Raw genomic sequence first — 20,492 nt, 5'->3', positions numbered from 1 at the left:
GACTTTACCACCCCCGCTTTTGCTGCGCAAAAACTCCCCTCCTTTAAAAAAGGAGGGGAGCAGCCCCGCCCCTACCTTTGTGGCGTTATGCAGAAACCGAGTATTCCCAAGGGCACCCGCGATTTTGGCCCCGCGCAGGTGGCGCGCCGCCAGCACATTTTCAACGTCATTCGCCGCACGTTTGAGTCGTTTGGCTTCGCGCCGCTCGAAACCCCGACGCTGGAGAACCTCTCGGTGCTGACGGGCAAGTACGGCGATGAGGGCGACCAGCTCCTGTTTAAAGTGCTGAACTCCGGGGATTTCGCCAAGGACGTGACGGCGGCCGATTTAGAAACCGGCTCGAAAGCCCTGCTGCCCAAAGTGGCCGAAAAGGGCCTGCGCTACGACCTCACCGTGCCGTTTGCCCGCTACGTGGCCATGAACCGGGGCACGCTCACCTTCCCCTTCAAGCGCTACCAGATGCAGCCCGTGTGGCGCGCCGACCGCCCGCAGCGCGGCCGCTACCGCGAGTTTTACCAGTGCGATGCCGACGTGGTGGGCACCGATTCGCTGCTCTGCGAAGCCGAAATTGTGCTCATGATAGCGCAGGTGCTGGGCGGGCTGGGGCTCGATGATTTTACCATCAAAATCAACCACCGCGGCGTGCTGCGCAACATCTACCAGGCGCTGGACGGCGAGGGCCGGGAGTCGGATTTGTTCGTGGCCATTGATAAGCTCGACAAAATCGGGCGCGAGGGCGTGAGCAAGGAATTGCTGGAGCGCGGCTTTTCGGCGGCGACGATTGAGACGCTGTTTGACCTGCTGAGCGTGGCTGGTAGCTACGAGGAGAAGCTGGAGCGTCTGTTAGCGGGCTTCGTGACAGCCGGCGTGGAGCCCGATGGCGGGCGTCCCGACGAGAATGCTGAGGACGCCGAGGACGCCGATGCCAGCTACCGCGGTCTGACCGAGTTAGCTGCAGTGCGCGAACTGCTCGTAGCCTCCGGCTTCCGGCAGTTCGACCGGCTGGAATTTGACCCCACGCTGGCGCGGGGCCTCTCCTACTACACGGGCTGTATTTTCGAGGTCAAAATCAACAACGTGCAGATGGGCAGCGTGAGCGGCGGCGGGCGCTACGACAACCTCACGGGCTCGTTTGGGCTGCCGGGCGTGTCGGGCGTGGGCTTTTCGTTTGGCGTAGACCGACTTTACGACTGCCTGGAGGCGCTGGACCTGTTCACGGCCACGGCCGAAACGCCCACCCGCTGCCTGCTCACGCACTTCGACGCGGCCAGCGGGCGGGCGGCGCTGCCGCTGCTGGCCCAGCTGCGGGCGGCCGGCATCCCCGCCGAGCTGTACCCGGACGTGAGCAAGCTGCAAAAGCAGTTCAAATACGCCGATGCCAAGGGCATTCCGCTGGTTATCGTGCTGGGGCCGGAAGAGCTGGCGGCGGGCGTGGCCAAAATCAAAATCATGGCCTCGGGCGTGGAGCGCGTGCTCCCGCTGGGCGAGGTGGTATCGTCGCTGACGGCGGAGTAAGCCGTGCTCCGATTGCAAACGCCCCGGCACTGTTGGTTGCACCCCAACAAGGCCGGGGCGTTTCGGCTTTAGCAAGGGTGGCGGCGGCTCTATCTTTCCCGGACAATTTTGTTGGTTTTCCATGTTCGTACACCTTGACCTGGTCGTGGTTTTTCAGCTGTTCTGCATCGTGCAGGGCCTGACGACGGGCGTGTACCTGCTGGTGGCGCGGCCCCGACGGGCGGGCAGCCGCTGGCTCGGCCTGCTGCTGCTCGGCCTGACGCTGCAGGTGGTGGACTACTTCCTGAGCCAATCGGGGGTGTACTACCGGCATCGCTGGCTGTATTTCACGCCGCTGTTTTTTTCGTGGAGCTTTGGGCCGTTGCTGTTGGCCTACGTGCGGGAAGTGTATGGTTCGGCGCGCCGCTTGTCGTGGCGCCACTTCGTGCCGGTGGCGGGGCAGGCGCTTTTTTATGGGATTATCTCGCTGCAATCCTTCAATGCAAAAACGTGGTTTTGGCTGAATGTGCACAAGCCCATGACGCGCTATGTGGAACATTACGGCGCCATCGTGTCGGTGCTGAGCTACCTGTTTGTGGCGCTGCGAGTGGTGGGCCGGCACGAGCGGCGCCCGCGCTGGCTGTGGGCTGTGCTGCTCGGCCTGGGTGTTTTTTACGGAGCCGCCGCCCTCGACCCGCTCGTCAACGCGGCGTACCTGCCGGCGGGGGCGCCCAAATTTTACCTCACCACCGTGGCGTTGCCGGTCCTCGCCTACGCCGTGGCGCTGGGGAGTTGGCTTAGTCGCGGGGTAACCCGGCCGGCGCCGGCGCCGGAGCCCGCTTCCACCACCCCGACCACCGACTCGGCCCCCGCTTCGGCTTCGCTGCCCGCCCAGCGGCCGGCCGGCAGTCCGGGGCCAGTCGTCGACCCGGACCACCTGGCGCGGGTAGTTCAGGCCCTGGATGAGGAGCAGCTGTACCGCGACCCGGACCTGACGCTCGATAGCCTGGCCCGGCACGTGGGGCTGTCGGCCAACGTGGTTTCCCAGACCATCAATGCCGGCTTGCAGCAGTCCTTTCACGACGTGGTGAACGGCTACCGCCTGGCCGAGGTCAAGCAGCGCCTGCTTGGCCCCGACGCCCGCCGGCTCACGGTGCTGGCCCTGGCCCTGGAAGCGGGCTTTAATTCCAAGACGACTTTCAACCGGGTTTTTAAGGAAAAGACTGGTTTGACGCCCAAAGAGTACCAAAAGAAGTCCCAGCCTACCCGTTGGGACGACTCGGTGCCAAGCCCCGGCTAGGTTTGCGGCAGCTAATTCACCCCGCTTATGTTCCGCAAACTCTCCCTTTTTCTGCTGCTGTTAAGTGGCCTTCGGCCCGCCTTTTCCCAGGCGCAGGTGACGCCTTCCGCGCCCGTTCCTCCCACGGTTGCGGCACGCATCCGGCAAGTTGAGAATAGCCTGCTGCCCTACGTGCCCGTGGCCGGCCTGCCCGGCTGGAACCTGCGGGACCGCATGAAATTCCACCGGGTGCCGGGCCTGAGCATTGCCGTTATCCGCAACTACCAAATTGACTGGGTGAAGGCCTACGGCTGGGCCGATACCACGGCCCGCACGCCCGTTACCCCCACCACCATGTTCTCGGCCGGTTCGATTTCGAAGCTGGTGGCTGCGGGCGCCGCCCTGCTCCTCGTGCAGCAGCATACGCTGGACCTGGACCGCCCCATCAATACTTACCTGAAGTCGTGGCAGCTGGCCGAGAACAACTTCACCCGCCAGCGCCCCGTGAGCCTGCGCCTGCTGCTCAGCCACCAGGGCGGCACCAGTCAGTCGTCATATTGGGGCTTTGTGCCGGGCAAGGGGCCGTTGCCGTCGGTGGTAGATATTCTGAGCGGTCAGCCGCGGGCCGAAAGCCGGGCCGTGGGCGTGAACCGCGCGCCCGGCACGGGCTTCCAGTACTCGGGCGGCGGCTACCTAGTGGCTCAGCTGGCCATGACGGACGCCACCGGGCAGGACTTCGCCACCCTCACGGAAACGGCGCTGTTCCGGCCCCTAAAAATGCGAACGGCCACTTTTGCCCAGCCTCTGCCTGCCGCCCTGCAAGGGCAAGCGGCATGGGCCTACTCCGAAAACAGCTGGTTTCAGGGCATGCCGTATCTGTATCCGCAGCAGGCCCCGGCGGGCCTGTACGCTACCCCCACGGACCTGGCGCGCTATCTTATCGAAGTGCAGCAGGCGTACCGGGGCCGGGGCAAGCTGTTTACCCAGGCCACGGCCCGCACGATGCTCACACCGCAGGTAGCCGTGTCGAGTGGGACCTACCGCGAGGAGATGGGGCTGGGCCCGTTTCTACTGCAACGCGCGGACCGCACCGACGAAAACAGCCGGTACTTCGAGCACACGGGCGTAAATGCGGGCTTTCTGGCCTACGCCTTGGCCAGCGTGACGGGCGGGAACGGGGTGGTTATTATGATGAACAGCGACGGCGGGGCCGGGGAGCTGGGCAAGGAGCTGCGGCGGGCCGTGGCGCGGGTGTACCAGTGGCCCGATTTTCTGCCCGCCGCCATTCAGCCCGTGGTGGTGCCCGTGGGCACGCTCGATGCCGTGGCGGGCCGGTACCAGCGCGGCCCCGACGAGGTGGTGACGTTTGAGCGGGAAGCCTCCCATCTGGTGCAGCGCATTAACGCCGGCAATCCGATTCTGACCTATGCCGTGGGCGGCGACACGGTGGCCTTTACCGACTACCCCATGCGGGGCCGGTTCGAGCGCGACGCGGCCGGCGCAGTCACGGGCTTTCGGATGCTGGACGCCGAAAAACCCATGCCCCGCCTGCGCCCCGACCAGTTTTTACCCGACGAGCTGCTGCGCCTGGGCCGTATTGCGGAAGCCGTGGCTGGCTACCGTCAGCTTCAGCTCAACGAATATCAGCTCACTTATATGGCTTATGAGCTGTTCAACCGCCGGCCCAGTAACCCCGCGGCGGTGGAAGGCCTGCTGGCTCTGGCCCTGGAAAAATTCCCCCAGTCGGCCGTGGTGCACGCGCGGTGGGGCGACTTATACCTGAGCCGGGGCGACAAACCGCAGGCCCTCACCTCCTACCAAACGGCCCTGCGCCTGAACCCGGGCGACAAGGCTTTGCAGGAAAAACTGGTGACCCTGACCCGTTAGAAAATTGGGTGAGAGGAGAGCGGAAGGAGGAACCGAACACCGGGGGCCAGTGAAATGCGGCTATTTTTGTAGCCCCTCACCCCGCCCCCTCAATGCCCACCCATACTATCTCGCCCGCGCAGCCGCTCACCCTGGCCGCGCTGGCTGCCCTGCTGGCCGACGGCCGGCCCGTGGCGCTCGGCGACGATGCCAAAGCGCGCATTACCGCCTGCCACACCTATTTGCACCAGCGCATTGCCGAAGACGACGGCCCGATTTATGGCATCAACACCGGGTTTGGCTCGCTTTGCAACGTGGCCATCCCCCAGGAGGCCCGCGCGCAGTTGCAAGTCAACCTGATGATGTCGCACACCTGCGGCACCGGCGCCGAAGTGCCCGGCCACCTGGTGCGCCTCATGCTGCTGCTGAAAGCCCAGAGCCTGAGCTACGGCCACAGCGGTGTGCAAACCATCACCGCCGAGCGCCTCGTGGCCATGTACAACCGCGAGATGCTGCCCGTGGTGTACGAGCAGGGCAGCCTGGGCGCGAGCGGCGATTTGGCCCCGCTGGCCCACTTGTGCCTGCCGCTGCTGGGCCTGGGCGAAGTGAACTACATGGGCTACCGCCTAAGTGCGACCGATGCTATGAGCTTATTTAGCTGGGCGCCCATTGTGTTGCAGGCCAAGGAGGGACTGGCGCTGCTCAACGGCACGCAGTTTATGCTGGCTTATGCGGTGGATGGGGTACTGCGGGCCCAACGCCTGGCCAACGCCGCCGACGTCATCGGGGCGCTTTCGACCGAAGCTTTTGGGGGCAGCCCGACGCCATTCAGCGAAAACCTGCACCGGATTCGACCGCACGCCGGGCAGGTGCTGGTGGCCCGGCGCCTGCGCGAGCTGCTGGCCGGCTCCGAGCTGCAGGCCCAGCCCCGGCTGGCGGTGCAGGACCCGTACTCGTTCCGCTGCCAGCCCCAGGTGCACGGCGCCACCCGCGACGCCCTGGCCTACGTGGCCCAGGTGGTGGAAATCGAGTGCAACTCCGTGACCGACAACCCCAACATCTTCCCCGACGACGACCAGATTCTGAGCGGCGGCAATTTCCACGGGCAGCCCCTGGCCCTGGCCCTCGACCACCTGGCCGTGGCCGTGGCCGAGCTGGGCAGCATCTCGGAACGGCGCACGTATCAGCTCATTTCCGGCCAGCGCGGCCTGCCTCAGTACTTGGTGGCTGAACCCGGCCTGAATTCCGGCCTGATGATTCCGCAGTACACCGCGGCCGGCATCGTGAGCCAGAACAAGCAGCTGTGCACACCCGCTTCGGTGGACAGCATTGTGAGCAGCAACGGCCAGGAAGACCACGTGAGCATGGGCGCCAACGCTGCCACCAAGGCCCGCCGCGTGGTCGAAAACGTGGAGCAGGTACTCGGCATCGAGCTGATGACGGCCGTGCAGGCACTGGCTTTCCGCCGGCCGGGCCGCACTTCCGCCGCGCTGGAACAAGTTGTTGACGCCTTCCGGGAGGAAGTAAAATTCGTGGGCCAGGACCGGGTACTCTACCCCGACCTGCACCGGGCCGCCGCCTTCGTCCGTAAGTTTGACTGGCAGTAAGCTGAAGCCAGGCCAAACGGCTTGGTACAGGCAAGCCCTTGTAGTGAAGAAGTTTTCATTACTGCCCGAATTTTACGGGGAGGTGGGCGCGATGCCTGCCTTATCCGCGTTATGTGAGTTGCCTATGAAGTTGATTCGCTGCTGTTTTTTGCTTGTTGTGTGCTGGCTGGGAGCCGCATCGGCGGTACGGGCGCAGGCCTCATGCGCCTCGGCCAACCAGCCGTCGTGCAGCTTTCTGGCCATCGACGTGGCTACCAACCAGCCAGTTGGTGCTTTTTGCGTGGGGCGCCGGGTGCGTTTTGAGCAGTGCGCCGGGCGCAACGTACCCGCCGCGCTGCTCTTCTACGGAGTGTTGCCCGGCAGCGGCACCACTTTTTTGCCCTCGTGCAGTCCACCAAATCCTGCCACTTTCCAATACACACCTACCAGAGCCGAGGTGGGCTTAGTTACGGTTTCGGAGTTAGCCAATGCGGCGGGGGGCGGCGGTGGGCAGGCGTCCACCTATTTCATCCGCACGTTTCGGGTGTACGACCCCGCGCCGCCCGCTTTCACCGTGGCGCCCTGCCCCAGCAATTCGGCCTTGGTTACGGTGACCGATGCGGCCTATGACAGCTACACCGTGCGCGTGGGCAACGGGCCGGCCAGTACTATCCTTCGCAATAAAGCCACGGTAGTTGCCGTGCCCGCCGGCGCCACCACAGTCACCGTCACGGGCCGCTACGCCGCCACCGGCGTGTGCACCGGGGCCGCTACCCAACCGATTACCCCGCTCCTGCCCGCGCAAACCCCGGCCCTCACCCGCCTCACGCTAGCCACTCCACTGCACGGCGGCACCGCTACGCTGGCCGTGGGGCAGCTGCCGGCCGGCTACCGCTACACCCTGCAACGCGCCGATGCGAGCGTACCCGGCGACTACCGCGCCGTAGCCAACGTGCCAGCCGGCAGCACCAGCTTCAACCTCACCAATGTGGCGGCGGGCTGTTACCGCCTGCGCCGCACCGACCCCTGCCGCCTCGATTCGGCCTTTTCGCCCCTCGTTTGCACGCTCAGCCTCGCGGGCAGCTCTACCCAAAACCGCAACCAGCTGCTGCTTACCTATGCGGGCCGCGATACGCTATACAGCGTAAGTCGCAACGGTCAGCCGCTCACCGTTTTCAACGTAATTCCGGGTGGCTTGGAAGACCCTAACGTGGAATGCGGCACTACGTACACGTACCGCGTCACGGCCCCGCAGCCGGGCGGGGGCGAGTCGGTTTCCAACCCGGTGGCCATTACTACGCAGTCGGCCCTGCCGCCGGCGCAACCGCAGCTGCTGGCCAGCTTCAACCTGCGCAACGTGGTGGAGCTGACGCCCCTACTGGCCAACGGCCCAGCCCTGACCACGGGCAGCACCTTGCGCTACCAGCGTAGCACTGCGGGCGGGCTGCCGGCCGCGTTCCGCGTAGCCCGAACGGCCGGCATCCAGCGCGATTCGGTGGCGCTGGCCGCGCTTATTGCCGAAATGCCTTGCTACACGGTGCGCCTGATTGACGTGTGCGGCAATGCCTCGCCAGAAAGCGCGCCCGCTTGCCCTGCCCTGCTCACCGCTGCCCCGGCCGACCCCACCGGCACCACCGCCACCCTCACCTGGACGCCTTTTACCGGCCCCGTGCCCGCCATTGCGGTCAGCTACACGCTGCAACGGCTGGCCCCCGATGGCACGGTGCTCAGCACGGTGCCCGTAAGCGGCGGCAGCTTCACGGACTTCACCCCGCCCGCCGACCGCCAAACGCTACGCTACCGCCTGCTGATTCGCGGAGCGGGCCTGCCCGCCGGCACCGTCAGCTACTCGAACGTAGCCAGCGTCACACGCCAGCTTTCCCTTAATATTCCCACCGCTTTCACGCCTAACGGGGACCGCCTCAACGACGTGTTGGAAGTGAAAGGACGCTATTTGCAGCAGTACATCTTTGTGATTGTGGACCGCAACGGGCAGGAAGTATTCCGGGGCACGCAACGCACCGACACCTGGAACGGTACCATCGAGGGCCGGGCCCCGGTGCCGGGCACCTACGTGTGGCGGTTCCAGCAATTGAACGAAGACGGCACGCCATTTACTGCCACAGGTTCGGTTACCATTTTGAATTAACGTCTTGGCCAATTCGTACCGGAGGCACTCTTTTCGATTTGGGAAGCACTTTCTGGCCGTTGCCTTGTTTACCAGACCAAACAATCAATACACACAAATTACCCCGATTAATTATGGCATTTGACCTAACCGGCATGATGGGCAAAGTGAAAGAGTTGCAAGACAAAATGCAGCAGGCCCAGCAGGAAATCCAGCACATTACTGCTACGGGCGAAGCCGGTGGCGGCCTCGTGCGGGCCACGGCCAACGGCCACCGCAAAATCCTCAAGCTGGAAATTGACGAAAGCCTGCTCACGCCGCAGGACCGCGACATGCTGGCCGACCTCGTGGTAGCCGCCGTGAACAAAGCCCTGGACGAAGCCGCCGAGCTGGCCCGCCAGGAGCTGCAACGCAAAACCAGCGGCCTGATGCCCAACGTGCCGGGCCTCGACCTGAGTGGTTTTGGAGCTTAGCGCCGCCAAAGTCGGCCCCTGTGCCGATGTCGCCATCGTTATTCTGAACTGGAACGGCGCGGGTTTTCTGCGCCGTTTCCTGCCCGGTGTCATCACCCACGCCGATGGCGCCCGCGTTATCGTGGCCGACAATGCTTCCACCGACGACTCGGTGGAGCTGATGGCCCGCGAGTTTCCGCTAGTGGAGCTGCTGCTGCTCGACCGCAACTACGGCTTTTGCGAGGGCTACAACCAAGCGCTGAAGCAAGTCGACAGTGACTTTTTTGTGCTGCTGAACTCGGACGTGGAAGTGACGCTGGGCTGGCTGCGGCCCTTGCGCAGCCTGCTCGAAGCCAGTCCGCGCATAGCGGCGGTGCAACCCAAAATCCTGGCCCACGCCGACCCCACGTACTTTGAGTACGCGGGCGGCGGCGGTGGCTACCTCGACCGGTTGGGGTATCCGTTTTGCCGCGGCCGGCTCTTCGACACCCTCGAAAAAGACCACGGCCAGTACGACGACTCCCGCCCCGTGGCCTGGGCCACCGGTGCCTGCCTTATGGTGCGGCGCCCGGCCTGGCAAGCCTTGGGCGGATTGGAGCCCGCGTTTTTCGCCCACATGGAGGAAATTGACCTGTGCTGGCGCCTCTGGAATGCCGGCCACGAAGTATGGTACCACGGCGGCAGCGCCGTGCACCACGTGGGCGGCGGCACCCTGCCAAAAAGCAACCCCCGCAAAACCTACCTCAACTTCCGCAACGGTCTGGCGCTGCTCTACAAAAACGCGGCTCCAGGCGAGTTGCTATCCAGCATGTTCCAGCGGCTGGTATTGGATGGCGTGGCGGGCCTGCGGTTTCTGACGGGCGGCCAGTTTCGCAATTTCCAGGCGGTTATCCGGGCCCACTTCAGTTTTTATGGCAAGCTCGCCTACTGGCGCCGGCAGCGCCGGGCGGCCCGTCCGCACCTGCGCGTTGCCCAGCGGCCGGGCGTGTACGACGGCAGTTTGGTATGGGCCTATTTCGCGAAGGGCAAACGCAAATTCAGTGATTTGGGGATTAAATAAGCTTCTTGCCAAATGCTAAAGCTAACAGTTGACACAGAAGCTCCTTAAGCACTCGTACAAAAGTAAGCATCACAAAAAAAATGTCATGCTGAGCTTGTCGAAGCATGATAACGTCCTAAATAGCTTCAATATAAAAAAGAGCATCTTCCTCAACAGGAAAGATGCTCTTTTCTATAATCACAAAAGTTGGTCGAAACCCCAAGCTGCTTACAAATCCCAAACGGTGCTGCGCTGCTGGCGCATGGCCCGCCGCACGTTCAGCCAGAAAGCACCGGCGAAGTAGAGCACCACGGGCGAGCCAAACGTGAAAAAAGAGGCGTAAACGAACGAGAGCCGGACGCTACGGGTGCTGAAACCCCACTTCTGGGCGAGGGCGGAGCACAAACCAAAAGACTGCGTTTCCAGGTAGTCGGTGAAGCGTTTCATGGGCGGTAGCGGCTAGCGAAAAACAGATTCTTTGGGCTAAGATAAGGCTTGGCCGGGGGTTAGGCAACAGCATTGGCGTAATTTTGCCACCCGACGCCCGACTAATTTGGGCTCTTTTACGTTGGGAGGGATGCTTTTCGTTTTCCTGCTTTGCGCTTTTTGATGATAAATATTTTGCGGCCACTGGCCCCGGTGCTCCTGGCAGCCACGTTATTTCTATCGGCCTGCACCCTGCCCCGGGTGCTCAAAGAGGCCGAAACCGGGCGCACCGTGATGGCGCGGCCCACCCCGCTCACAGCGTCGGGCGAGGCGGTACCATTCGAGGTAATTGCCCGCGTACCAGCCAGCCACCTGCACAAGGGTGTCGCTTACGAGCTGCTGCTGAGCTACCGCTACGAGCACGGCCTGCGCGAAGACACCATCGGCCGCATCACCTTTGCCACGGGCAACTACGTGTACGATGAGGAGACCAAAGGCCTGCTCATGGCCACCCAGAAATTCAGCCTGCCCAACACGCCCAGCCGCAACCCCGGCGAACTGCTGGCGCGGGCCCAGGTGCGGGAGCTAAAAACCGGCGGGCAGGTGCTGCGCGCCAAGAGCGAGGTGCGCGTGGCCCGCGGCATCGCCGACCCGGCCCGCCTCGTGACGCGCGAAGACACCGTGCTGACGCTGCTGCCCGAGCGGGCCAACAATACCATGAGCGGCACTCGCGTGCTCCCCTTTTATTTTGATGAGGGCCAGTGGTTTATCCGTGGCTATCTCGGCACCAACGTACAGGCGCTGGAAGACCTTATCGACGCCAACCAGCAGACCAAGCAGGTGCTCATCATCGCCGGCCACTCCCCCGATTCGGTAGATGCCCACAACCGCCTGCTGGCCAGCAAGCGCGTGCGCATGCTGCTCTATTACTACCAGCAGCGCGTCAAAACCTTCTCCTACCTCAATCAGGTGCAGGACATTCGCTTCGACACCCTGGCCTACACCCGGCGCTGGGACACGTTCCTGAGCAAAGTCACGACCTCGGCCCTTAAAGCCGACCAGATTGACTCCATCGTGAGCATCATCAACGACGCCAAGGGCACGTTTCGGCAGAAGGAAAAAGCCCTGCACCGGCTGTCGTCCTTCGATTACATTGAGCAGTACATCTATCCCGTGCTACGTTTTGGCACCGTAGCGGTCACGTATACGGCCCCCAAACGCTACGATTCAGAAGTGTATCTGCTGTCTAAAAAAATAGTAGACAAGCAGTTGGAGGTTGATGCCCTCACGCCCGAAGAGCTGCGCTATTCGGCTACGCTAACCCCGTTGCTGGCCGAAAAGCAGCGTATTTACGAAAAGTCCGCGGCCACCACCAACAGTTGGGAGGCGTTTCATAACCTGGGCGTGGTGCTGTTGCAGCGCGGCGAAAAAGAGCCCACCGATAAAATCCGCAAAGCCTACTACCGGCGCGCGGCCGTCAACTTCACCCTGGCCGCCCACCGCAACCCCACGGCGGAGTTCTTCTACCACGCCGCCACGGCCTACCACCGGGCCGGCGACCGCCTCGAAGCTCTCCAGAATTACGATTACGCCATTAAGCTGGGCGGCGAGCGGCCGCTTTTGCGCAAAGTTTTTTCGGACCGGGCCGCGCTGGAAATCGAAATCGGACAGCCCGATGAAGCCCTGCGCAGCCTCGACTACGCGGGGCCGTCCTACCAGAACGCCCTCAACCGGGGCCTGATTTTGGTGGGCCGCGAAGGCTACGAATCGGCGCTGGCCCAGTACCAGCTGGCCCAAACCCTGCGGCCCGCCGCCGCCGCCCCGGTCTACGGCATGGCCGTGGTGGCCGCCCGGCAAAAAGACGAGGCCGCCGTGGGCAATTACCTAAAACAAGCGGTGACGCTGGACCGCAGCTACGCCCAGCGCGCTGTGGAAGACCTCGAATTTCAGGATTATGCCCAGGGCAAGGTATTTCGGGAGGCGCTGCGGTAGGGGTTATTAGGGTATTTATAGGGTAGGCGGGTCTGGGGTGGGAGGGCAGGAATTTGGCAAATCAACTCATGCCGCGAATCCTTTTACCCTATTTCCAAACTCCTACCCTCCTACCCCCAAACCCGCCTACCCTAAAACCCCTTCTACCCCGAACTTGCCCATCCGCCCAGCCCATCGTAGCTTTGTCCAACGGCTCAAAACCGCTGTTTACCTACTAAAAAACCATGCGTCAAATTCAATTTCGTGAGGCCTTGCGCGAGGCCCTGTCCGAGGAAATGCGCCGCGACCCGCGGGTCTTCCTCATGGGCGAAGAAGTGGCCGAGTACAACGGCGCCTACAAAGTGAGCCAGGGTATGCTCGACGAATTCGGGCCGGAGCGCGTGATTGACACGCCCATTGCCGAGCTTGGCTTTGCCGGCATTGGCGTTGGCGCGGCGGCCAACGGGCTGATTCCGGTTATCGAATTCATGACCTTCAACTTCTCGCTGGTTGCTATTGACCAGGTGATTAACTCGGCCGCCAAGATTTATTCGATGTCGGGCGGCCAGTATTCCTGCCCCATCGTGTTTCGCGGCCCCACCGGCAACGCCGGCATGCTCAGCAGCCAGCACTCGCAGAACTTCGAAAACTGGTTTGCCAACTGCCCCGGCCTGAAAGTAGTGGCGCCCAGCAACCCGTACGAGGCCAAGGGCTTGCTGAAATCCGCCATCCGCGACCCCGACCCGGTGATTTTCATGGAATCGGAGCTGATGTACGGCGATAAAGGCGAAGTGCCCGAAGAGGAATACCTGCTCGAAATCGGCAAGGCCAACGTAGTGCGCCAAGGCAAGCACGTAACGTTGGTAAGCTTCGGCAAAATGATGAAGTTGGCCTACACCGCCGCCGACGAGTTGGCCAAGGAAGGCATCGAAGCCGAGGTTATCGACCTGCGCTCGGTGCGTCCCATCGACTACGACACCCTGATAACCTCGGTGAAGAAGACCAACCGCATGGTAGTTATCGAAGAAGCGTGGCCGCTGGCCAGCATTTCGAGCGAGCTGGCCTACATGGTGCAGCGCCGCGCGTTCGATTTCCTCGACGCCCCGGTTATCCGCATCACCTGTGCCGACGTGCCCCTGCCCTACGCCCCCACCCTCATCGAAGCCTCGCTGCCTAACGTGGCCCGCGTAGTGAAAGCCGTGAAGGAAGTGACCTACGCCAAAGTGTAAGTCACCCATTTTAAAAGTAAGAGCCCCGGCAGTTAATTGTGTCGGGGCTTTTTGCGGCTTAATAAGCAGGTATGCATAAGTAATCGTATTGAGTTTTGACCGTCATGCTGAGCTTGTCGAAGCATCTCTACCGCACCATTGGATAGTTTCAACGGTGCGGTAGAGATGCTTCGACAAGCTCAGCATGACCCGGTTTTTCGCTACGGTTACTTTTGTACCACTGCTTAATAATAGGCCGCAAGCTTGCGGCTTGAAGCTGACAACTCACCTATTCCTGCGGGGCCTCGCTGGGCGGGCGCCGCTGCCGGGCCGTTGATTCTGAAAGCTGCCAGCAGCCCCACAGCCACGCCGCCCCCAAGCCCAGCACCGCAGCCCGACGGACCGGCCCGCCGAGCCCGCGCCACCATGCCACGGGCTGCCACGCACCGGCAACGCCCGTGAGCATCAGCAAATGCAGCGGTAGTAGAAACCGACATTCCATGAGGGTGGGCAAAACGAGCAGGCACGGCAGCAGCAACGCCAGCAGCACGGCACCTTGGCCCGAGCCAGTTGTTTCGTGCGGCCGGCTTTTGCGACGCCGCCACCCGGCGCGGGCCGTCAACCAGGCTCCGATTCCCAGCAGGCCGTAATTCAGCACGCGCAGTCCTTCTTGGCCCGGCGGGTGCAGCTGGCGCGGGTAAGGCGTGGGGAAACGCAGGTCGAGGCCATTGAAAAGGTGGCGCGCGTACCGCCAACCGGTGGCGACTGGGTGTTGCCAAGTGTGTTTAAGGTATTGCCCGTAGCTGGCGAAGCGCCCGCCCGGCTCCCGTAGCAGCAACAGCTGGCCGGCAGAGTCGGCGTAGAGCAGCGAGCGGGGAATTTCCGGTATCAGGCTCGATTCGTAGCGTTGGAAGCGCGTGCCCCAGTTCAATTGCCGGAGGTAGAGCGGCGGGCTACCGGGCCGGCCGGCCAGCACCAACGGCGTATTTTGCTGAAAATGCTGCCGGTTGATAAGCCACTGGGGCGACAGCACCAGCGCCATACCTGCGGCCAGGCCCGCCAAGCGCGCCCACCGCCGCTCATTGAGCCGGTGCGCTCCCCACAGCAGCCACAAACAGCCGGGCAGGGCCGCCACGTAAACGGGCCGAATGTTGAGGGCCGCCGCCAGCCCCAGGCCACCCACCAACGCCCAATGCCACCCCGGCCGCCCCAACGCCCCCAGGGCCAGCAGCAGCAGCGTGAGCGCCGGCATGTCGCTCAGGGTAAAATTGAAGTAATCCCGCCAGAAGATGAGCGCCAGGCCTACCAACACCAGCCAGCGCGCCCCGGCCAGCGGGCGGCCCGCCACCCGCGCCCACAGCTGCGGAATGGCCACGCCAAACAGCAGCGCCGCCCAACCGGCACCCAGCACCTGCGCCCCGGTCAGCATCGAGCACCCGGTGAGGCGGCACAGCCCCCGCGCCGGCACTATCAGCAGCGGGCCCAGGTAGCCCCGCAGCGGGTCGTCGAACCGCAGCAGAGAGAAGCCGCCGCCCTGCGTAAACTTCAGCGACAGCTCCCAGTATTCGGCGGCATCAAACCGGAACTGGCCCACGGTGTAGCCGCTCAGCGGCAGGTAGGCGGCGTAGAGGGCCAGCACCAGCAAAAACCGCCACCTATTGGCTGCCAATACTTTAGTTGCCGCTACCACGGTTCGGGCGGGGGAGCAGGCAGGAAATCATCGGCCGAAACGTCGCTAAACGGCAAGTCCCGCAAAATGTGCCGGGGCTGCAGCGCCAGGTGCCGTTGCGTGCTGGCCGAAGCGGAGAAGCCGGCTACCACCACCACCACGTAGCTGGCCAGTACCGCCAGGCGCCACCGTCCCGTGGCCGCCCGCCACCACCGCAGCGGAGCGGTGCCAAAAACGACCGCCGCACTCAGTAGCAAGTGTAGCGGCAGCAGAAACCGGCACTCAATAGCCGTGAGCAAGGTGATGAGGCAGGGCACCAGCAAGGCCAGCGCCACCAGGCCCGGCCGCAGCCAGGCGCCGCTCATCCGCGGCCACTTCCGCACGAACAACGCCAGCAAACCGCTCCAGATGAGGCCGTAATTCAGCAGCGCCAACGGCCAGGAAAGCGCGTACACATCAAGGATATAAGGCGTTGGATATTGAATATCCAGGCCATTGAATAAATGCCGCAGCCACACGCCCAGGGCGCGCCACGGCCGGTGCAGGCATAGCTGCACGTACTGGCTGGCTTCGGTGAAAGTGGTGAGACCGGTGGAAGCCAATAATGCTTTGCCCCGCTGGTCCTCGAAACGCATGCTGGCCAACGGGTAGCTTTGGCCCACGTGGGTTTCGTATTTCTGCATTTCCAGGCCCCAGCCCAGCTGTTGCAGGAACAGATTGGGCTCGTCGGGCATGCTGGTGAGCACCCACGGCGACCAGCTTCCCACGTGAAAATGGTTGCTGTAGGCCTGCGGTGCCATCACCACGGCCATGCCCACCGCCAGCACAACGGCGCGGGCCCCACCCCACCAGCGGGGCCGCCCCACAGCGGGCAGCAGCACCAGCAACCCCATGGCCGGAATGGCGGCCTGGTACACCGGGCGCATGTTCACGGCCGCCGCCAGCGCAATACCGGCCACCAGACAGCTGGCCAGTCCCCGACCGCGCAGCAGACCAATCAAGGCGATGCCAATGGCCAGCAGCGCCGGGAAATCGGTCAGGCAAAAATTGAAATAGTCGCGCCACAGGGCAAACCCCAGCGCGGCAAACTGCAGCCGACGGCCCAGCGAAACGGGCGCGCCGCCCCGCACGGTGTGCCATAGCACCGGGCCCGCCCAGCCGAAGATGGCCGCCGCGTTGGCGGCGCCCAGCAGCCGGCACAGGTCCATCACCGTCCACCCATAATTGACCGACAGCCGCGTGAGCGGCGCCAGCAGCAGCGGGAAAAAGTAGCCCCGGATGGCGTTGAAGTAAGAAAGAAAAGCGAAACGGCCCGTAGAGAAGTATTTTTCGCCAAACAGCCAGTAGCCTTCCGCGTCGTAGTACTGCTTGGTGTACTCGGTGGTGGGCAGGTAAACCAGGTAGCTAATAAATATAATTAGCACGGCAACCAGAGTCGGGTGATGCCCCACCCAATCCCACCGATTCTTCAACCAAGCTACTTTACTCATACCTTGCTGCCCATTACGACCCTGAAGCCGTACACTTGCTGTAAATAGCCCAAAGCTACACCACCGCCGACTTTGCCCTTCCGATGAATCATCGCCTCCACCTCAAACTCGAACAATTGGAACGCGCCACCGAGCGCCTGCTGGCTTCGGCCGAAGCCCTGGGGCCCGACAGCGCCAAGGCGCCCGCCACGGGCCAGTGGTCGGCCACGCAGGTGGTGCATCACCTGCTGTTCATTGAAACCAACATCATCCAGTACATCCAGAAAAAAATGCAGTCTGAGGAGCTACTGCCCAAAGTTGGGTTGTATACCCGGCTGAAGGCCCGTTTTGTGCGCCTGCTGCTGCGTGTGCCTGGTTTTAAGTTTAAGGCGCCGCGCGGCGTGGCCACCCTCACCGACACCGGCGACGTGCCCACGCTGCCCGAGCTGCGGGAAACCTGGCTGGCCTCGCGCCGTCAGCTCGAACGTCTGCTCAACGAATTTCCCGGCCGGCAGATTAACCGGGCTATTTTCCCGCACCCCCGCTCCGGCAAGATTACCATTGGGCAGGTGATGGACTTTTTGCTCGACCATTTGCTGCACCATCAGCAGCAGGTGGGCCGCATTACCAAGGCATTGCGGCCCACCGCGCCGGTGCTGGCAAAATCTTAAGCTGAGCCGTTGGCCATCAGCTTTCAGCTGATAGCTTCCTTTAAAAAAGCCCCCGTTTCATCCGAAATGGAGGCTTTTTTTGCTAGCGAGTGGGCGGCTCGTAGGCTGGCATTGAGCTGAAGGCGGCAGCGAGCTCGGCGGGCGGCAGGGTGAGCTTGCGGCGGTCGAGGTCGAGCCAGGCCCCATCGACGGTAACGGTGGCCGCCACCCGGCCGTCGGCCTTGAAGATAGTGTGCACAATGGACCACCGCGAACCGTCGGCACTGGCCGAAGCCAGGCAGCCATCGACGCGAATTTCTTCGCCAATTCCGATTTCCTTGAGGTATTTGGTTTCCTCGCGGAACAGAATCGGGCCGAGGCGCAGCTCGGCGAATTTGGCCACGCCGTAGCCCCATTGGGCCAGCAGCACCACCCGGTGGTCGGCGGCATAGTCGGCGTAGGCCGAGTGGCGCATGTGGCCGTTGGGGTCCATGTCGGCCCAGCGGGTGCGGTAAGTAGTGGCGTTGGTCATTCGAAAGGAAAGTAAAATACGAAATTGGTCCAGCAAAACGGCAATGGCGCTACTTGCGACTTTAGCCTAACGGCGTGAGGCGCACCAGGTACTGCTCATCGTCGTCCTCGCCCAGAAAATCGGCGCTGTAGCCAGCGGTTTCGGCAGCGTCGTTGAGCAACGCCGCATCCACGAAAAGCCAGGGAAACGAGGCGCCGGTTTTGCCGGCGTAGCTCAGCGAGTAAGCTACTTCGCCGTAGTACGGGCCGTTCAGGTTCAGCAGCAGCGCCCCGTCCTCGTCCTCGTAGAGGTAGCGCACATCCGACGAAGTGGCCAGAATCTGGCCGCCGGGGGCCAGCAGCGTGCGGGCGTGGGCCAAAAACCGGTCGAGCCCCTCCAAGGTACCGGTGAGGCCGAGGCCGTTCATGAGCAGCAGGATGGTATCGTAGGGCCGCTCGGTGGCGGGCAGCGGGTCGAAGACGTCGTGGCGAGCCACGGTGCGCACGCCGCGCTCGGCCATCACCTGCGCGGCCCCACCCGATTCGTCCACGGCTTTCACCTCGAAGCCCCGGTTTTGCAGCTCCAGGCTGTGGCAGCCGGCGCCCGCGCCCAGGTCGAGCACGCGGCCCCGGCACTCGTCGAGGGCCAGGCGCTCCAATTCGGGCATTTGCAGCAGGGTGCGGAAAAAATACGCGGCCGGCAGGGGTTCGTCATCGGCCACGTTGCAATGCACGATGAGCGACGCATCGGCATCGCCTCGGTGATAGGCCAGCAGGGCCTGGCCCAAAACATCGGGGGCAGTGGTCGTTGTCATGAAGGAATACGGTGCTGGAATGAAGGCCAGTTGGCAAGCAAAAGAGGTACTGAAGCGGCGGCGCCACCGTTTCGGGCCCGAAAAGTACCCAAAACTTCGCGGTGGCGTCGGGCGTTTGCTCATCAGCGCTTGTATTCCCTACCGTTATGCTTCCCTCAAAACTTCGCAAAGGCCAGCTACCCACCAAAATCTGCCTCACCTGCGGGCGGCCCTTCGAGTACCGCAAAAAGTGGCGGGCCAACTGGGACGAAGTGAAATACTGCGGCGAGCGCTGCCAGCGCAACCGGCCGGCAGCGACGCCCCCCGCTACCTAAGGCAACGCCGCCGCTTGTATCCTTTCGGCAGCGGAAGCCGTTCTGCAACCGGGCTACTGCTGCCCCCTCACTTCTTTCCCTCCTCATGGCATCCAACCTCGACTACCTTGACCCGGCCCTCATTCCCCTGCAGGGAAAAGCCGATGCCTACCTGGAATCGGCCAAAGCCCTGCAGCGAGCCATTGCCGCTGGCCATACCCAAAACACCGGGGAATCGGACCCGGAGATAAGCCGCCGACGCACCGAGCTGGCCAAACTCGAACAGGAAATCATTGCCCTGCTGCCCACCCGCGACGAATGGCTTAAAGTGAACCTGGGCTACGGCCCCAGCCGGATTGGGGCGTGGCAGGTGCCCGCCCTGAATGGCGCCCCCGCGCGCTACGAGCTGCGCATCGTGCATTAATAACTGCTACGTCACTCTACCCTACTATTTTAGGGATTTGATAATAAGTAAGTTGCCGAATAAACCAGTCTAGCAGGGCCATGATTTTACGGGCCACCGGCTCTTGTGGCTGGGCGTGGGGCCGCGTGAGCTGGCGCAACAGATTCAGTCCGTAGCGGCTCAGGCTTGTGGCCCGGCAGCCGTGATTTTTGCGTGGAATGGCCTTGATTTTGCCGTGGGCCATCGTGCCCACGCCCAGACATAGCGCGTAGGCCAGGCTGACCAGAGCCACGAGCTTGCGCAGCTTCTGGTGGCAGCATAAGTGGGTGGCTTCCAGGTTAAAGCCGCGTCCTTTCAGGTTCTGAAAGCACTGCTCAATCGTCCAGCGGCTGGCGTAGAGGCCGCCCAGGTTGCGCAAGCCGGGCGCGGCGAAGAGAAACAGAAACTCCGTGTCGGCCAGCCGCTTGACCCAGACCTGTCCCCAGACCCCAGCCACTTGGCAATGCAGAAAATGCCGCTGCTGCCCTACGGCAAGGCCCAGGGCCGTGACGGCCTGCCGTCGGCCACTAGCAAAGGTGATTTGGTGGTGCTTGGGCAGGCGCATTACAAAAGGCAATTTATTCTTCCGTAGCCAGTTAAGCCAGACATGGCCCACAAACTCCCGGTCCCCCACCACCAGCCCGATGCGGTCGCGGCCCAGCACCTGTACGCAGATTTTGAGCAGGGCAATACGGTCGGCCGCACTGGAGTTCCCGCTGCGGTTGTCGAGCAGTTCCCAATAGAGCGGCAGTTGAAAGTCGCCTCGGCCTACGGTCACGAGCAGGATATTGACCTGGCAGCGGCCGAAGTCCCATTCGGTGCGGTCCAGGCACAGGCGCAGTTTGCCCGTGGCGGGCAGCAAGCGCAGCAGCAGGTGGGCCAGCACCAGATAATTCAGGTCCACCTGCCGAAAAAAGTCCTGAATGCGGGTTTCATTCGAAGCGATTTTCACCGCGTCATTCAGGTGCTGGGCTACCTCGCAAAATTGGACGTTGCGGCTTTTGAGCAGGGCGATAACAAACTGGCTGACAAACTTTTGCCGGGACAGATGGGGCACTAGCTGGACGCGACGCAAAAGCGTCGTAATTTTGGCAATGAGGCTTGGCTTCACGGGGCAGGACGGACAATGGTGTGTAGGAACCCCAAAGGTCGGACTGCCCCGTTTTTATGCCCTAAAGTTTAGTAGGGTAGAGTG

Annotated in this window: 18 protein-coding genes; 12 read left to right on the top strand and 6 right to left on the bottom strand. The window is 62.9% G+C overall.

The window, feature by feature from the left end; genetic code table 11:
* The first annotated feature begins 87 nt into the window (after positions 1–87).
* From hisS to GM79_RS20235, 7 genes are all read left to right on the top strand, one after another.
* Positions 88–1,515 carry a histidine--tRNA ligase gene (gene hisS, locus GM79_RS20265; RefSeq protein WP_035567436.1) on the top strand — a complete coding sequence of 476 codons (1,428 nt, stop codon included), beginning with the start codon at positions 88–90 and terminating at the stop codon, positions 1,513–1,515.
* 121 nt (positions 1,516–1,636) lie between these two features.
* Entirely contained in the window at positions 1,637–2,794 is a 1,158-nt protein-coding gene (locus tag GM79_RS23420) for a helix-turn-helix domain-containing protein (protein ID WP_051719123.1), read from the top strand.
* A 27-nt stretch (positions 2,795–2,821) separates the two neighbouring features.
* Entirely contained in the window at positions 2,822–4,660 is a 1,839-nt protein-coding gene (locus tag GM79_RS23415) for a serine hydrolase domain-containing protein (protein ID WP_051719122.1), read from the top strand.
* Between the two features lie 92 nt (positions 4,661–4,752).
* Entirely contained in the window at positions 4,753–6,246 is a 1,494-nt protein-coding gene (gene hutH / locus GM79_RS20250) for a histidine ammonia-lyase (RefSeq protein ID WP_035567433.1), read from the top strand.
* Positions 6,247–6,370: 124 nt separating this feature from the next.
* A complete protein-coding gene (locus tag GM79_RS20245; RefSeq protein ID WP_152560113.1) occupies positions 6,371–8,374 on the top strand; it encodes a gliding motility-associated C-terminal domain-containing protein in 2,004 nt (667 codons plus the stop codon).
* A 113-nt stretch (positions 8,375–8,487) separates the two neighbouring features.
* Positions 8,488–8,826 (top strand): YbaB/EbfC family nucleoid-associated protein, encoded by a 339-nt coding sequence (locus GM79_RS20240; RefSeq protein WP_035567430.1) that lies wholly within the window; start codon positions 8,488–8,490, stop codon positions 8,824–8,826.
* Complete coding sequence (locus tag GM79_RS20235) at positions 8,816–9,865, top strand: glycosyltransferase family 2 protein (protein WP_235184127.1); 1,050 nt, start codon at positions 8,816–8,818, stop codon at positions 9,863–9,865. Before GM79_RS20240 ends, GM79_RS20235 begins: the two co-directional genes overlap by 11 nt.
* Before the next feature lie 207 nt (positions 9,866–10,072).
* Here the strand turns inward: GM79_RS20235 and GM79_RS20230 are convergent, their stop codons facing one another.
* Entirely contained in the window at positions 10,073–10,291 is a 219-nt protein-coding gene (locus tag GM79_RS20230; protein WP_035567429.1) for a PspC domain-containing protein, read from the bottom strand.
* Between the two features lie 162 nt (positions 10,292–10,453).
* On the opposite strand from GM79_RS20230, the gene GM79_RS20225 reads away from it, so the two are divergent.
* Together GM79_RS20225 and GM79_RS20220 are read left to right on the top strand one after the other, a co-directional pair.
* A complete protein-coding gene (locus GM79_RS20225) occupies positions 10,454–12,262 on the top strand; it encodes a tetratricopeptide repeat protein (protein ID WP_035567427.1) in 1,809 nt (602 codons plus the stop codon).
* A 224-nt stretch (positions 12,263–12,486) separates the two neighbouring features.
* Positions 12,487–13,470 (top strand): pyruvate dehydrogenase complex E1 component subunit beta, encoded by a 984-nt coding sequence (locus GM79_RS20220; protein ID WP_035567426.1) that lies wholly within the window; start codon positions 12,487–12,489, stop codon positions 13,468–13,470.
* A gap of 268 nt (positions 13,471–13,738) precedes the next feature.
* Here GM79_RS20220 and GM79_RS20215 read toward each other — a convergent pair whose 3' ends face one another.
* Entirely contained in the window at positions 13,739–15,139 is a 1,401-nt protein-coding gene (locus tag GM79_RS20215; RefSeq protein WP_152560112.1) for a hypothetical protein, read from the bottom strand.
* The gene (locus GM79_RS20210; protein WP_152560111.1) at positions 15,133–16,542 is read right to left on the bottom strand and encodes a hypothetical protein; all 1,410 of its coding nucleotides are present in this window, start codon (positions 16,540–16,542) and stop codon (positions 15,133–15,135) included. The genes GM79_RS20215 and GM79_RS20210 overlap by 7 nt, the downstream gene beginning before the upstream one ends.
* A gap of 149 nt (positions 16,543–16,691) precedes the next feature.
* Here GM79_RS20210 and GM79_RS23410 point away from each other — a divergent pair, with 149 nt between their 5' ends.
* Positions 16,692–17,258 (top strand): DinB family protein, encoded by a 567-nt coding sequence (locus GM79_RS23410; RefSeq protein ID WP_051719121.1) that lies wholly within the window; start codon positions 16,692–16,694, stop codon positions 17,256–17,258.
* 82 nt (positions 17,259–17,340) lie between these two features.
* Here GM79_RS23410 and GM79_RS20200 read toward each other — a convergent pair whose 3' ends face one another.
* Both GM79_RS20200 and GM79_RS20195 read right to left on the bottom strand, forming a co-directional pair.
* Positions 17,341–17,769, bottom strand: a complete 429-nt coding sequence (locus GM79_RS20200; protein WP_035567422.1) for a thioesterase family protein — start codon at positions 17,767–17,769, stop codon at positions 17,341–17,343.
* 61 nt (positions 17,770–17,830) lie between these two features.
* Complete coding sequence (locus tag GM79_RS20195) at positions 17,831–18,562, bottom strand: class I SAM-dependent methyltransferase (protein WP_035567420.1); 732 nt, start codon at positions 18,560–18,562, stop codon at positions 17,831–17,833.
* A gap of 146 nt (positions 18,563–18,708) precedes the next feature.
* On the opposite strand from GM79_RS20195, the gene GM79_RS23965 reads away from it, so the two are divergent.
* On the top strand, positions 18,709–18,876 hold the full coding sequence (locus GM79_RS23965) for a DUF2256 domain-containing protein (protein ID WP_072008682.1): 168 nt from the start codon (positions 18,709–18,711) through the stop codon (positions 18,874–18,876).
* An 85-nt stretch (positions 18,877–18,961) separates the two neighbouring features.
* Positions 18,962–19,279 (top strand): hypothetical protein, encoded by a 318-nt coding sequence (locus GM79_RS20190; RefSeq protein WP_035567419.1) that lies wholly within the window; start codon positions 18,962–18,964, stop codon positions 19,277–19,279.
* A 16-nt stretch (positions 19,280–19,295) separates the two neighbouring features.
* Here the strand turns inward: GM79_RS20190 and GM79_RS20185 are convergent, their stop codons facing one another.
* Positions 19,296–20,408: an IS4 family transposase gene (locus tag GM79_RS20185; RefSeq protein ID WP_035560846.1), complete on the bottom strand. Its 1,113-nt coding sequence runs from the start codon at positions 20,406–20,408 to the stop codon at positions 19,296–19,298.
* Positions 20,409–20,492 lie beyond the last annotated feature (84 nt).

This window comes from Hymenobacter sp. IS2118, assembly GCF_000715495.1.
Classification (GTDB): domain Bacteria; phylum Bacteroidota; class Bacteroidia; order Cytophagales; family Hymenobacteraceae; genus Hymenobacter.
The sequence above is the reverse complement of the archived record's forward strand: the minus strand, read 5'-3'. Positions and strand labels throughout refer to the sequence as shown.

What these genes read in the sequence shown, in the direction of transcription:
- hutH (WP_035567433.1), top strand. Translation starts at nt 4,753, where the DNA reads ATGCCCACCCATACTATCTCGCCCGCGCAGCCGCTCACCCTGGCCGCG.
- GM79_RS20225 (WP_035567427.1), top strand. Translation starts at nt 10,454, where the DNA reads ATGATAAATATTTTGCGGCCACTGGCCCCGGTGCTCCTGGCAGCCACG.
- GM79_RS20195 (WP_035567420.1), bottom strand. Translation starts at nt 18,562, where the DNA reads ATGACAACGACCACTGCCCCCGATGTTTTGGGCCAGGCCCTGCTGGCC.
- GM79_RS20230 (WP_035567429.1), bottom strand. Translation starts at nt 10,291, where the DNA reads ATGAAACGCTTCACCGACTACCTGGAAACGCAGTCTTTTGGTTTGTGC.
- hisS (WP_035567436.1), top strand. Translation starts at nt 88, where the DNA reads ATGCAGAAACCGAGTATTCCCAAGGGCACCCGCGATTTTGGCCCCGCG.
- GM79_RS20190 (WP_035567419.1), top strand. Translation starts at nt 18,962, where the DNA reads ATGGCATCCAACCTCGACTACCTTGACCCGGCCCTCATTCCCCTGCAG.
- GM79_RS20200 (WP_035567422.1), bottom strand. Translation starts at nt 17,769, where the DNA reads ATGACCAACGCCACTACTTACCGCACCCGCTGGGCCGACATGGACCCC.
- GM79_RS23965 (WP_072008682.1), top strand. Translation starts at nt 18,709, where the DNA reads ATGCTTCCCTCAAAACTTCGCAAAGGCCAGCTACCCACCAAAATCTGC.
- GM79_RS20240 (WP_035567430.1), top strand. Translation starts at nt 8,488, where the DNA reads ATGGCATTTGACCTAACCGGCATGATGGGCAAAGTGAAAGAGTTGCAA.
- GM79_RS20220 (WP_035567426.1), top strand. Translation starts at nt 12,487, where the DNA reads ATGCGTCAAATTCAATTTCGTGAGGCCTTGCGCGAGGCCCTGTCCGAG.
- GM79_RS23420 (WP_051719123.1), top strand. Translation starts at nt 1,637, where the DNA reads ATGTTCGTACACCTTGACCTGGTCGTGGTTTTTCAGCTGTTCTGCATC.
- GM79_RS23410 (WP_051719121.1), top strand. Translation starts at nt 16,692, where the DNA reads ATGAATCATCGCCTCCACCTCAAACTCGAACAATTGGAACGCGCCACC.
- GM79_RS20245 (WP_152560113.1), top strand. Translation starts at nt 6,371, where the DNA reads ATGAAGTTGATTCGCTGCTGTTTTTTGCTTGTTGTGTGCTGGCTGGGA.
- GM79_RS23415 (WP_051719122.1), top strand. Translation starts at nt 2,822, where the DNA reads ATGTTCCGCAAACTCTCCCTTTTTCTGCTGCTGTTAAGTGGCCTTCGG.